14 protein-coding genes are annotated in these 12,643 nt (G+C 72.3%); 9 read left to right on the top strand and 5 right to left on the bottom strand.

Annotated elements, in window-relative coordinates; translation table 11 throughout:
- The first annotated feature begins 103 nt into the window (after positions 1–103).
- Entirely contained in the window at positions 104–706 is a 603-nt protein-coding gene (locus ETD83_RS07960) for a collagenase (protein ID WP_205717546.1), read from the top strand.
- On the opposite strand, the gene ETD83_RS07955 is transcribed toward ETD83_RS07960, so the two are convergent.
- Positions 657–1,286, bottom strand: coding sequence for a CoA transferase subunit B (locus tag ETD83_RS07955; protein ID WP_138644413.1), 630 nt, complete (start codon positions 1,284–1,286; stop codon positions 657–659). The two genes, ETD83_RS07960 and ETD83_RS07955, sit on opposite strands and share 50 nt — an antisense overlap.
- Entirely contained in the window at positions 1,286–2,035 is a 750-nt protein-coding gene (locus ETD83_RS07950; protein WP_138644412.1) for a CoA transferase subunit A, read from the bottom strand. Before ETD83_RS07950 ends, ETD83_RS07955 begins: the two co-directional genes overlap by 1 nt.
- A gap of 131 nt (positions 2,036–2,166) precedes the next feature.
- On the opposite strand from ETD83_RS07950, the gene ETD83_RS45665 reads away from it, so the two are divergent.
- Positions 2,167–3,615: an IclR family transcriptional regulator domain-containing protein gene (locus tag ETD83_RS45665; RefSeq protein ID WP_138644411.1), complete on the top strand. Its 1,449-nt coding sequence runs from the start codon at positions 2,167–2,169 to the stop codon at positions 3,613–3,615.
- Between the two features lie 16 nt (positions 3,616–3,631).
- On the opposite strand, the gene ETD83_RS07940 is transcribed toward ETD83_RS45665, so the two are convergent.
- The gene (locus tag ETD83_RS07940; RefSeq protein WP_230420758.1) at positions 3,632–4,372 is read right to left on the bottom strand and encodes an IclR family transcriptional regulator; all 741 of its coding nucleotides are present in this window, start codon (positions 4,370–4,372) and stop codon (positions 3,632–3,634) included.
- Positions 4,373–4,491: 119 nt separating this feature from the next.
- Here ETD83_RS07940 and ETD83_RS07935 point away from each other — a divergent pair, with 119 nt between their 5' ends.
- The 5 genes from ETD83_RS07935 to ETD83_RS07915 all read left to right on the top strand — a co-directional run bounded on the left by ETD83_RS07935 (position 4,492) and on the right by ETD83_RS07915 (position 8,840).
- A complete protein-coding gene (locus tag ETD83_RS07935) occupies positions 4,492–5,586 on the top strand; it encodes a cupin domain-containing protein (RefSeq protein WP_138644409.1) in 1,095 nt (364 codons plus the stop codon).
- Between the two features lie 236 nt (positions 5,587–5,822).
- Positions 5,823–6,497: a fumarylacetoacetate hydrolase family protein gene (locus ETD83_RS07930; RefSeq protein ID WP_205717545.1), complete on the top strand. Its 675-nt coding sequence runs from the start codon at positions 5,823–5,825 to the stop codon at positions 6,495–6,497.
- Positions 6,494–7,084, top strand: a complete 591-nt coding sequence (locus tag ETD83_RS07925; protein WP_205717544.1) for a maleylpyruvate isomerase N-terminal domain-containing protein — start codon at positions 6,494–6,496, stop codon at positions 7,082–7,084. The genes ETD83_RS07930 and ETD83_RS07925 overlap by 4 nt, the downstream gene beginning before the upstream one ends.
- Before the next feature lie 67 nt (positions 7,085–7,151).
- Positions 7,152–8,327 carry an FAD-dependent oxidoreductase gene (locus tag ETD83_RS07920; protein ID WP_138644408.1) on the top strand — a complete coding sequence of 392 codons (1,176 nt, stop codon included), beginning with the start codon at positions 7,152–7,154 and terminating at the stop codon, positions 8,325–8,327.
- A 60-nt stretch (positions 8,328–8,387) separates the two neighbouring features.
- Positions 8,388–8,840: an SgcJ/EcaC family oxidoreductase gene (locus tag ETD83_RS07915; RefSeq protein ID WP_138644407.1), complete on the top strand. Its 453-nt coding sequence runs from the start codon at positions 8,388–8,390 to the stop codon at positions 8,838–8,840.
- A gap of 91 nt (positions 8,841–8,931) precedes the next feature.
- Here the strand turns inward: ETD83_RS07915 and ETD83_RS07910 are convergent, their stop codons facing one another.
- The gene (locus ETD83_RS07910; protein WP_171064076.1) at positions 8,932–9,993 is read right to left on the bottom strand and encodes a S1 family peptidase; all 1,062 of its coding nucleotides are present in this window, start codon (positions 9,991–9,993) and stop codon (positions 8,932–8,934) included.
- Positions 9,994–10,284: 291 nt separating this feature from the next.
- Positions 10,285–11,349 carry an amidohydrolase family protein gene (locus ETD83_RS07905; protein WP_171064075.1) on the bottom strand — a complete coding sequence of 355 codons (1,065 nt, stop codon included), beginning with the start codon at positions 11,347–11,349 and terminating at the stop codon, positions 10,285–10,287.
- 96 nt (positions 11,350–11,445) lie between these two features.
- On the opposite strand from ETD83_RS07905, the gene ETD83_RS07900 reads away from it, so the two are divergent.
- Positions 11,446–11,919 (top strand): MarR family winged helix-turn-helix transcriptional regulator, encoded by a 474-nt coding sequence (locus tag ETD83_RS07900; protein WP_171064074.1) that lies wholly within the window; start codon positions 11,446–11,448, stop codon positions 11,917–11,919.
- A gap of 253 nt (positions 11,920–12,172) precedes the next feature.
- Positions 12,173–12,601: a DUF7144 family membrane protein gene (locus ETD83_RS07895; protein WP_138644403.1), complete on the top strand. Its 429-nt coding sequence runs from the start codon at positions 12,173–12,175 to the stop codon at positions 12,599–12,601.
- Positions 12,602–12,643: the final 42 nt, after the last annotated feature.

Here is a 12,643-nt window from a genome sequence, read left to right as displayed (position 1 = left end):
GCGGGAGGGGGTGTGGGTTGTCATCGCGCTCGGGATCGTCCTTGCCGTCTCGCCCGCGAGTGCTCAGCCGAAACCCAATCCTGTCACGGGCCAGCCGTTGGGAATGTCGGCGGCGGAGGCCGCGGAGTGCGCTCCGGGCGACTTCGCGAGCCGGTCGGGAAGCGAGTTGGTGCGGCAGATCAAAGCGTCCTCGACGGCCTGTATCAACACGCTGTTCGGGCTGGTCGGCAAGGATGCGTACGACACATTCCGTGAGCCTCAGATGGTCACGGACTTCGATTCCCGCACCGACTACCGGACCTACGCGGGCGTGATGTTCGGCATCAACGCCAACACGGGCGGGATGTATCTGGAAGGCGATCCGGCCGCGCCCGGCAACCAGGCCCGGATCATCGCCCACGAGGCGGAGTGGCGGCGTCCGGCGTTCGAGATCTGGAACCTCGACCTCGCGGTCCGCTACATGTTCGAGAAGCATCCCGGCGATATCGCCACGGTGCTCGGCCATTACCGCACGGGGAACTGGAACGCCGCCCGGACGTTCCTCACCGGCACCATCGGCGACGGCTACGACGCCGACTGGCAGGTGTGGCTCACCGCGTGCGCCTCCGCCGCCTGCGCCGAAGCGGAGGCGCCGGTGAAGGCGGAGGCCGGCGGGCTCAGTGGATCACCTTGGCGCCGGTCCGGGACACGACCTCCGCGACCGTGACGCCGGGCGCCGTCTCGACCAGCGACAGGCCGGACGGGGTGACGTCCAGGACGGCCAGGTCCGTGATGATCCGGTCGACGCACGCGCGGCCGGTCAGCGGCAGCTCGCACCTCTCGACGATCTTCGGGGTGCCGTCCTTGGCGTTGTGCGTGGTCAGGACGATCACGCGCCGCGCGCCGTGGACCAGGTCCATCGCCCCGCCCATGCCCCGGACCAGCGCGCCGGGGATCATCCAGTTCGCCAGGTCGCCGCCGGCCGACACCTGCATGGCACCGAGGATCGCGGTGTCGATGTGGCCGCCGCGGATCATCCCGAACGACAGCGACGAGTCGAAGTACGACGCGCCCGGCAGGACGGTGACGGTCTCCTTGCCCGCGTTGATCAGGTCCGGGTCGACCTCGTCCTCGCCCGGGTAGGGGCCGACGCCGAGGATGCCGTTCTCCGAGTGCAGGACGACGTGCACGCCGGGCGGCACATGCCCGGGGACGAGCGTCGGCAGCCCGATCCCGAGGTTCACGTACGAGCCGTCGCTCAGCTCGGCGGCGGCGCGGGCCGCCATCTCGTCGCGGGACCAGGCCATCAGGCGCGCACCGTCCTCTTCTCGATTCCCTTGTCCGCGGCCTGCTCGGGCGTCAGTTCCACGACCCGCTGGACGAACACGCCCGGCAGGTGCACCTCGTCGGGTTCGAGGGCGTCCACCAGCTCCTCGACCTCCGCGACCGTGACGCGGCCCGCCATCGCCGCGAGCGGGTTGAAGTTCCGGGACGCCTTGCCGAACACGAGGTTGCCGTGCCGGTCGCCGCGCCGGGCCCGCACCAGCGCGAAGTCGGTGCGGATGCCGCGTTCCAGCACGTACGGGGTGCCGTCGAACTCGCGGACCTCCTTGGCCGGGGACGCCACCTCGACGGACTTGTCGGCGCCGTACCGCCACGGCAGGCCGCCCTCGGCGACGGGCGTCCCGACACCCGCCGGGGTGTAGAAGGCGGGGATGCCGCAGCCGCCCGCGCGGAGCCGCTCCGCGAGCGTGCCCTGCGGGATCAGCTCGACTTCGACCTCACCGGCCAGGTACTTGCGGGCGAACGTCTTGTTGTCGCCGATATAGGAACCGGTCACCCTGACGATCTGCCCCGCCTCCAGCAGGATGCCGAGACCGCCGCCGTCGACGCCGCAGTTGTTCGACACCACGCTCAGCCGGCCGGGCCCGGCCGCGTGCAGCGCCTCGATGAGGACGTTCGGCACGCCGCTCAGCCCGAATCCGCCCACGGCCAGCGACGCCCCGTCCGGCACGTCCGCGACGGCCGCCGCGGCGTTCGTCACCACCTTGTCCATGACGGTATCATCCTGTTCGCCTAGTGAACTTTGCTTCACAAATGTGGATGCAGTGTCGGCGGTCCTCGCGGCGATGTCAACAGGCGCGGGGCGATGCCAAGAGACGCGGGGCGGTGTCAACAGGAGGGGTGATGCGCGAAGCCGATCCGGTCGGGCCGTTGAAGCGCGGCCTGGAGATCCTGGAGGTCGTCGGGCGTGCCGGGGGACCGCTGCGTCCCGCCGACCTGGTCGCGGAGACCGGGCTGGCCCGCTCCACCGTCGACCGCGTGCTGAGCACGCTCACCGAGACCGGATACCTGCGCTGGAAGGGCCGCGACGTGGTCGCGACGCCCCGGACGATGGACGCCGGGAACCTCTACCTGTCCGGCCTCGACCCCGAAGGCGCCCTCGCCGCACGGGTCGCGCGGCTCGCCGCCGACCTGGACGAGCCGGCCGTGCTCGCCGTGCCCGACCGGGACGGCGCCCGCATCGTCGGCCAGGCGCGGCCCCGTGGCTCCCTGGCGATCGCGTTCAAGGTCGGTGACCTGCTGCGATGCACGTTCGACCCGTCCGGATGGTCGCTGGACGAGGAGTTCCTGGAGCCGGGGCTCGTCGCCGTCGCGGTTCCCGTCCAGGCCGCCGTGGGGCCGTTCGCCCTGGTCGTCGTCAGCCATGCCAGCCGCCACTCGGCCGCGTCCCTGCAGGCGCACGCGCGGGCCACCATGCTGGCGTGCGTCGCCGAGATGGAGCAGGTCACGGCGCCACCGCCGCGGCCGGGCGAGACGGGAACGCCTGAGCCGGACGGCGACCCGAAGGCCCGGCTGGGAGCGGAGTTCCTCCGGTCGCTCGATCGCGGCCTCGCCGTCCTGCACGCCATCGGCACCCGGGCCGACGGAAGGACGATCTCCGAGGCCGCCGCCCTGACGGGCCAGGCCCGCGCCACCGCCCGCCGCGCGCTGCTGTCGCTGACCGCCCTCGGCTACGCGCGCGAGAGCGAGGGCCGGTTCGCGCTGCTCCCGCGCGTCCTCGACCTCGGATACCGGCAGGTGAGCGGGCTGACGTTCGAGGAACTGGCGCGGCCGCATCTGCGCGATCTCGTGCTGCGGGTCCACGACTCGGCGTCCGTCGTGGTGCTGGACGGCACGGACATCCGCTACGTCGCCCGCGCCCAGGCGTCCCGGATCATGCGGGTCGAGATCACCGTCGGCACCCGCTTCCCCGCCTACGCCACCGCGATGGGACGCGTCCTGCTGGCCGGGCTGCCCGGAGCGGAGGCGTCCGACCTGATCGTCCGCTCCGACCGCCGGGCCCTCACCGACCGGACGCTGACCGGCGCCGAGGAGCTGCGCCGCGAGGTCGCCACGGCGCGGGACGACGGGTACGCCGTCGTCGACCAGGAGCTGGAGACGGGCCTGCGGTCCATCGCGGTGCCGATCCACGCGGCCGGACGGGTGGTCGCCGCGCTCAACATCGCCGTGCCCGCCGCCCGCGAACCCGTCGAGCGGATGCGCGAGCGCCTCCTCCCCGAGCTGCGCGCCACAGCCCGCGCCCTGGAGACCGACGTGGCGGCCTTCACCCGCCACCAGCCCCTTCCGCTCTAGGCCCGACGGAGCCGGATCAGGGGGCGTGGGGGGCCGTCCCCTCTCGGGACGCGCTGACCGCGAGGGCCGTCTCGATGCGCTGGGCGGCGGCGGACAGCGCGCCGACCCAACCGGGCAGGCGGTCGCGGTCGAACCGGGCGGTCGGCAGCGCGATGGACAGCCCGGCCAGCGGGACGCCCGCCCGGTCCCTGATCGCCACGCCGATGGCGGTCAGCCCGGTCTCGGTGAGCTGATCGTTGATGGCGAAACCCCGGTCGCGCACCAGCGCCAGCTCGCCCAGCAGCCGTCCGGCGTCGACCTCGGACGGGTCGCCGTAGCGGGCCGCCACGTCCTCGGGGTCGAGGGCGGCGAGGACGGCCCTGCCACCGGACGTCAGGTGCGCGGGCAGCGACACGCCCGTGCGGTCGCCGACCCGCAGGATCTGGTCGGACTCGGCGGTGAGGATGAAGCGCGCCTCCGTCCCGGCGAGCACCACGAGGTTGGCGGACTCCCCGGTCCGCTCCACCAGCGCCCGCATCGGACCCCCGGACATCTCCCGCAGCAGGGCGACCGGCGCGCCGGACGGCTCCGCCGGGCGCAGCACCTTGCCCGGGCCGTACCGCCGGTCCGGGCCCTGCTCGGCGAAGTCCCGGTAGACGAGCATCGTCAGCAGCCGGTGCGCGGTCGAGGCCGCCACCCCGAGCCGCTCCGCCGCGTCGGTCACCCGCATCGGGCCCTCCTGCTGGAGCAGCGCGGCGAGGCGGAGCGCGTGATCCACGGAATTGAGTGCGTACGGCGGCTTATTCCTCATAGAAGAAAGAGTTTATCTGCTATCTGGAAATGTTGGCATCCTGGGTGCAGGTACGCACGCACCGTCCCCCGCACGAAGGGCTCGTCATGACCCTCAGCATCGTCGCGACCGACGCCGCCGACCAGCCCGCCCGGACGCCGGAGCTGGAGGCGCTGTACCGCGGCTTCGAGGCCGAGCTGCTCGTCCCGCTGTGGACCGAGATCGGCGACCTGATGCCGCCGTCGCCGCGGTCGAAGGCGCGGCCGCACCTGTGGCGGTGGAACGCGCTGCTGCCGATGGCCGAACGGGCGGGGGAGCTGGTCCCGGTCGGGCGCGGCGGCGAGCGCCGGGCGATCGCGCTGGCCAATCCCGGGCTCGGCGGCAGGCCGTTCGCCACGCCGACGCTGTGGGCCGCGATCCAGTACCTCAACCCGGGCGAGGACGCCCCCGTGCACCGGCACACGCAGAACGCCTTCCGGTTCGTCGTCGAGGGCGAGGGCGTGTGGACGGTCGTCGACGGCGATCCCGTCGCCATGCGCCGCGGCGACTTCCTCCCGCAGGCGGGCTGGCACTGGCACGGCCACCACAACGTCAGCGACCGTCCGATGGCGTGGATCGACGGGCTCGACATCCCCTTCCAGTACTTCGCCGAGTCGACGTTCTTCGAGCTGGGCCCGGACGAGGTCGAGACCCGCGACGCCCCCGAGCGGTCGCGGTCGGAACGGCTGTGGGGCCACCCGGGCCTCCGCCCGCTCACCCACCTGGAGCCGGCCCCGGCGACCCCGCTGCTGGCCTACCGGTGGGAGCACACCGACCGCGCGCTGTCCGAGCAGCTCGCGCTGGAGGCGGACGGGCACCGGGCCACGGTGGAGCCCGGGCACGCCGCCGTCCGGTACACCAACCCCACCACCGGCGGCGACGTCATGCCGACGCTGCGCACCGAGTTCCACCGGCTGGCGCCCGGCACGGCGACGGCGCCGTCCCGCGACGTCGGCTCGTCGGTCTACCAGGTGTTCGACGGCACCGGGCAGGTCACTGTCGGGGACCACGGCTGGACGGTGGAGCGCGGCGACCTGTTCGTCGTCCCGTCGTGGCAGCCGATGGCGCTCGCGACCGAGCACGGCCTGGACCTGTTCCGGTTCAGCGACACCCCGATCTTCGAGCGGCTGCACCAGCACCGCGCCCACGCCGACCGCCCGTAACCAGACCGCCCGTAACCAGACCGCCCGTAACCAGACCGATCACGACCAGGAGAACGCTCAGTGAAGCTCGCCACCATCCGCACGGACGACGGAACCCGCGCCGCCCGCCTCACCCCCGACGGTGCCGTCCTCCTCGACGCCCCCGACGTCGGCGGGCTGCTCGGACGCGACGGCTGGGCCGATGTGGCGTCCGCACAGGGGTCCGCACAGGGGTCCGCACAGGGGAGGCCCGTCCCGTGGACGGCGCCGGCCTCGCGCCCGTCGTGCCCCGGCCGGGCAAGATCCTCTGCGTCGGGCTCAACTACCGCAACCACATCCTGGAGATGGGACGGGACCTGCCCGAGCACCCGACGCTGTTCGCCAAGTTCGCCGAGGCGCTCATCGGCCCCCGCGACGCCATCCAGCTCGCGCCCGAGTCGTCCGCCGTCGACTGGGAGGCGGAGCTGGCGCTGGTCATCGGCCGGACGGTCCGGCGCGCGTCCGAGGAGGAGGCCGAGGCCGCGATCGCCGGGTTCACCGTCATGAACGACGTCACCATGCGCGACTGGCAGTTCCGCACGAAGGAATGGCTCCAGGGCAAGACGTTCGAGGGGACGACGCCGCTCGGGCCCGTCCTGGTCACGCCGGACGAGCTGCCCGGCGGCGTCCGTCCCGCGCTGACGATGACCTGCCGCGTGGACGGCGACGTGACGCAGAAGGCCGACACGTCCGACCTGGTGTTCGACCCGGTGGCGCTGGTGCGGTACGCGTCCACGGTCCTCACGCTGCGGCCGGGCGACGTCATCGCGACCGGCACGCCCGGCGGCGTCGGCCACGCCCGCAAGCCGCCCCGCTACCTGTCGGACGGCACGACCGTGGTCACGGAGATCGACGGCATCGGGCGCCTGGAGAACACGGCGAGGATGCCATGAGCGGCACCCGTTCCTGGATGGACGACGGCACCGCGCTGTTCCTCGGCGCCGTCGACCGCCTCACCGGCGACGAGCTCTCCGCGCCGACCGCGCTGGACGGCTGGACGCGCCGCCACGTCATCGCCCACGTGCACGGCAACGCCGAGGCGCTGCGCAGGCTGCTGACCTGGGCCGCCACCGGCGTGGAGAACCGGATGTACTCCGGCCCCGACCAGCGCGCCCAGGAGATCGAGGAGCTGTCGGCGCTGCCCGCGAGCGAGCTTCGCGACCTCGTCCACGGCTCCGCGAAGGCCCTCGCCGCCGACATGGACGCCCTCCCGCCCGACGCGTGGGACGCCCTCGTGATCACAGCGCAGGGACGGACCGTCCCCGCCCGGGAGATCCCGTTCATGCGCGCCCGGGAGGTGTGCGTCCACGCCGTCGACCTGAACAGCGGCGTGGCCTTCGCCGACCTGCCCGGCGACTTCGCCGCCGCCCTGGCCGCCGAAGCCGTGACCAGGCACGCGGGCAAGGGCCATGCCGCCGGTCTGGCCGCGTGGCTGACCGGACGCGCGGACCGCCCGCCCGCGCTCGGCCCCTGGCTCTGACCGGGCGCCTCGCTCTGACCCGGCGCCTGGCTCTGCTCCGGTCCCTGGCTCTGAAAGGAAGCCCCGCATGAACTCAGCATCCGATCCCGTCGACGTCGTCGTGGCGGGAGGCGGCATCGGAGGGTTGTCGACGGCCTACGCGCTGGCCCGCTCCGGCCGCTCGGTCCGCGTCCTCGAACGGGAGCCGGAGTTCGCCGAGGTCGGCGCCGGTCTCCAGATGGCGCCGAACGCCACCCGCGTGCTGGCCGACTGGGGCCTGCTCGACGAGGTCCTCGACGCCGGGGTGGCCCCGCGCCGGCTGCTGTTCAAGGACGTCCTCGACGGCGGCGAGCTGACCCACCTGGACCTCGACGACGGGTTCGTCCGCCGCTACGGCGCGCCCTACGTCGTCATCCATCGCAGCGACCTGCTCGCGATCCTGACCCGCGCGTGCGAGCGGGCCGGGGTGGCGCTGGTGGCGGACTGCGACGTCCGGGACGTCACCACGCAACCGGGCGGCGTGACCGTCCACAGCGCCCTCGGCGATCACCACGGGCACCTCGCCGTCGCCGCTGACGGCCTGCGCTCCACCCTCCGCGCCAGGTTCAGCGACGACGAGCCGATCTGCTCCGGCTACGTCGCCTACCGGGGCGCGTTCCCCGTGGCGGACCTCGGCTCCCGCATCGGCCGCGACGCCCTCCAGGACGTCGTCTGCTACATCGGGCCCGGCTGCCACCTGGTGCAGTATCCGCTGCGCCGAGGCGAGATCTTCAACACCGTCGCCGTGTTCGAGTCCCCCGCCTTCCACCGCGGCGAGGAGGACTGGGGCGGCCCGGACGAACTCGACGCGGCCTTCTCCGGGGCGTGCCAGGAGGTGCGCGACGGCCTCGGCTCCCTGTGGCGCGACCGCCGCTGGGCGATGTACGACCGGCTCCCGATCCCGGCCTGGGTGGACGGACGGCTCGTCCTGACCGGCGACGCCGCGCATCCCATGCTGCAGTACCTGGCGCAGGGCGCCTGCCAGGCGATCGAGGACGCCGCCTGCCTCGCCGCCGAACTGGGCGACACCGCCCCGCCCGACTGGGACGGCGCGGTCAAACGGTACGAGGCCGAACGCACCGGGCGGACCGCCCGCGTCCAGACGAACGCCCGCCTCTGGGGCGACATCTGGCACGTGGACGGCGTCGCGAGGCTGCTCCGCAACGAGCTGTTCCGGCAGCGCGACCCCCGCGACTACCGCCACATCGACTGGCTCTACGCGTGACGCCGGGCCCCGCCGCGGCCCCTTGACCTCAAGTTAGCTTGACGTCCGAGACTGGGCCGCATGAGCGCAACGGAGATCGACACACGAGCACGCGAGACCGAGATCGACGCGATCAAGCAGGTCGTCGCCGTGGTCGAACACGCGCAGAACAACGAGCTCCCCGACGAGTTCCTCGGCCTGTTCCGGCCCGACGCGATCTGGACGACGGGCGGCGGAAAGCGCCTGTTCGGCCTCGACGAGATCTCGGCGTTCACGCGCCAGGTGCTTCCCGGCGGGATGCAGGGCCTGACGGTGGCGTTCGAGCTGGAACACGTGCTGTTCATCCGTCCCGACGTCGCCGCCGTCAAGGTCCGGCAGATCTACCAGACCCCCGACGGGCCGGACGTGGGCACTCCGCTGTGGGTCATGGCGAAGGAGGACGGGCAGTGGCGCCTGACCGCCTGCCAGAACACGGGCGTGCCCGACGAGGAGGCGGGGTCGCAGAACCGTCCCGTCTTCGGCTCCGGCGCGTGAGGCGGGCGGAAACAGATGTGGGGCCCCCGGCGGACCGGGAGCCCCACATGAGCGGAGAGAGTTCAGCTCACTTCAGGGGTGAGACGCCGCTTCAGCCGGTCTTCAGGGTCGCGCCCTGGGCCTGCAGTGCCTCGTCCAGCGGCTGGAAGAACGACTCGAAACCGGAGCCGCTGCAGCTCGAGCTGCTGATGCCGGAGGTGATGCCGATGGCGACGGCGCCGCCCTGCAGCGAGCCGCCGCTGTCACCCGGCTGGGCGCACGCGTTGGTCGCGATGAGCTGCGTGACCGCGCCCTGCTGGTAGTTGACCGTACGGTCGTAGCCGCGGATCGACCCGGACGTCGTGCCCGTGGTGGAGCCCTTCTTCTGGATCGGGCTGCCGACCGCCGGACGCCCGACCTGGGTGAGGTTGGCGTTCGTCAGCGGCACCTGTCCGGCGCTGCGGAGCGTCCCGTAGTCGTTGCCCGGGAAGCTGCTGAGCTGCCGGGTGCCGACCGTCTGGCCGCCGCTGGTCCAGGTGGCGCCGATGGCGGTGCAGTGCCCGGCGGTCATGACGTACTCGGTACCGCCCGCGACGCCGATCGCCGACACCGAGCAGCGCGAGCCGCTGGTGTTGATCGCGTCGCCGGGGCCGAGCGCCAGCTGCGGCGACCCGTCCACGCGCTGGATCCGGACGGTCTCGCTCATCGCCTTGGCGCGCTTCACGAACGCCTTGGTGGCGGCGTCGTTGTCGGCCTTCGGGACGGTGACGACGACGGAGTTCGTCATGACGTCGACGCCCCAGGTCAGTCCGGTGACGGCGGGGGTGCCGGCGTAGCGGTCGAGGTTGGTCTTGGCGGCCGTCAGCGGCTGGATGCCGTGCTTGACGATGCGCGGCTTGGCGCCCGCCGCCTTGACCTGCTCGGCGGCGGCCGCGTTGGTGACGTTGATGACGAGGTTGCCCGCGCCGTCGACGTAGGAGCCCGCGTGCTGGGAGCCGAGCCGGCCGGTCACCTTGTTGGCCAGCGCCGTCTGCGGGATGTGCGCGAGCTTGACGAAGCCCGCGGGGGCGGCCTGGGCCGTCGCGGGGACGGCTCCGAGCGCGGGGAGCGTGATCAGCGCCGCGGCACTCAAAAGTGGGGGTACCACGCGTTTGAGATGCGATCCACGGTTCACTCTGGTCCACCTTTCACCGCCATTCGCCTGTAGGCGGTGGCGGCATCTCGGGGGTTGGCGGGGGGCGGCCGCCTCGATCACGCGAACAGGCTGGTATGACCCTTGTGACAAAGGCGGCGCCGTGGCAGCAACGTACTTCTATGAGGTGTCAACGACCAGATTTCAAGCCGTAACTGAAATTTCAGTGCGTCCTGAAATGGCCACGACCTGGGAATGCCGCCCGGCCGCAATCCGGCGGCCACCCGGCCGCCACCCCGGGCCGCCGGGCGGCCGCCGGGCCGGGCACCCGGCTCAGCCGATCCGTGCGGCGAGGCGCGGGAACAGCCGGAGGGCGTTGCCCCGGATGATGGCCCGGTGCGCGCGTCCGTTCAGGCCGGGGTCGCGGTCGAACTCCGCGGTGTTGATGGCGACCTCCCGGGCCGAGTTGGCGGGCCAGTCGGTACCGAACAGGACGCGGTCCGCGCCGGCCGCGCCGAGCAGGGACGGGGTGGCGTACGGCGACGTCGGCAGCGCCGTGTCGTAGTGGAAGCGGCGCAGCGCGGGACGGATCTTGGCGGGGTCGGGTCCTCCGTCTTCCCGGCCCCAGCGCTCCGCGCGTCCGGCCATGTACGGCAGGAACCCGCCGCCGTGGGACAGGATGATCGACACGTGCGGGTGGCGCTCCAGCGTCCCGGCGGCGATGAGGCTGAGCGCCGTGCGGGTGGTGTCGAGCAGGAAGTCGCCGAGCCAGTCACCGACACCGGGCACCTCGACGATGCCCTTCGGCGCGACCGGATGGGTGAACACGACCGCCCGGCGCCGGTTCAGCTCGGCGAACAGCGGCTCGAACATCCGGTCGCCGAGGTAGTGCCCGTCGGCCGACGTGGTGAGGAGGACGCCGTCCGCGCCGAGTTCGTCCAGCGCGTGGGCGGCCTGCCGGATGGCGAGGTCCGGGTGCAGCATCGCCACGTTGGCGAAGAAGCCGAACCGGGTCGGATTGTCGCGCACCAGCTCGGCCAGCGACTCGTTGCACACCCGCACGCCCGAGACGGCGACCTCGCGGTCCTGGAACACCTCGGCGGGGGCGGGCGCGGACGCGACGCCTACGGCGATGCCGTTGGCGTCCATGGTCTGGAGCGTCTCCTCCAGGGTCCACCGGGCCCATCGAGGGCCGCCCGTCGGCGGGATCATGCCGATGTCGACCAGCCATTTCCGCATCTTCGGCGGGACGGCGTGATGGTGGACGTCGATCCTGCCGCGCGCGGGCCGCCGGTCGCCCGCGGCGGCCCCGGCGATCGGCACGCCCGCCGGTACGGCGGCCAGGGCCGCGGTCAGGCCGGACACCTGGAGTGCACGTCGGCGGGTCATCTCGGGCATGCGCTTCTCCTGTCGGTCGTTGCGGCTGCCGCCCACTTCAGACCTCATGAGAAAGTCTCAGATGAGACTATACCAGATGGGCCTACGATGGGTCCCATGCTCGATGACCTGGTGGTACGGATCCTGGCCGAGGACGGCGACGCCGCCCTCCGGCACGTCGGGCTCGGCATGCTGCTGGCCACCGCGCACAACCAGAGCCGGGAGGGCATGAACGACGAGCTGCGCCCGCTGGACGTCGACGTGCGCGGGCTCTCCATGCTGCTCGCCCTGGACCTGTACGGGCCGTCCAGCCAGCGGCGCCTCATCGACCTGTCGGGCATCGACAAGTCCACGATGGTGCGCATCATCGACGAGCTGGAGGACGGCGGCCTGGTCCGCCGCGAACGGGCCCCGCAGGACCGGCGCGCCTACTCGATCACCCTGACCCCCGAGGGCGAGCGGACCCTCGCGAGCGCCCGCCGCGTCGCCGTCGACGTGGGCGAGCGCCTCTTCGGCTGGCTTCGCCCCGACGAACGCGACCAGCTCGTCGGCCTGCTCCGCCGCCTGGCCGAACACACCGCTCCACGCTGACCCGAACCCACCGCCGCTCCGCGCTGAGCCGAACCCACCGCCGCCGCTCCACGCTGAGCCGAACCCAGCACCGCTCCACGCTGAGCCGACCAGGTCGAACCCCCCGCTCCGCGCGAGTGGTTTCGCATCCATATCCGGGGATTTACGTCAAATACCCCAAAAGGAATGGTTAAACGAGTGTTGATCTCGGTTTGCGGTTCTTCTCCGGAAGGGAATTAGTCAATGAAGCTGGGCTCGATTCAGGGAGGGTTCGATGACGACCAGAATGACTCACGGTTCCGCGTCGGTTCGGGCGGGTGAGCGCCACCGGACGTCCGGGTGGCTGACGTTCGCCGGCACCCTCGCCCTCGTGGTGGGCGCGTTCAACGTCATCGACGGCGTGGTCGCCCTGTTCAAGGACGATTATTACCTGGTCGGCCAGAGCCAGATCCTCGTGTTCGACTACACCACCTGGGGCTGGATCTGGCTGGTGATGGGCATCATCCAGATCGGCATCGGCGCGGGGATCATGGCAGGCAAGATGTGGGCCAGGGCGGCCGGTGTCGTGCTCGCCGTCCTCGCCGCGATCGGCCATCTCGCCTTCCTCCAGGCATTCCCGCTCTGGTCGGTGCTCACCATCGCGCTGTGCGTCCTGCTGATCTACGCGCTCTGCGCGCCCCCTGCCGGCGCCATCGGCAAATGACCTGACCGGGCGGACTCGTCCGGGCCGCGGAACGCGCGAGGG

Source organism: Actinomadura soli, assembly GCF_005889715.1.
Lineage (GTDB): Bacteria > Actinomycetota > Actinomycetes > Streptosporangiales > Streptosporangiaceae > Spirillospora > Spirillospora soli.
This window is presented reverse-complemented; position numbering and strand designations above follow the sequence as displayed.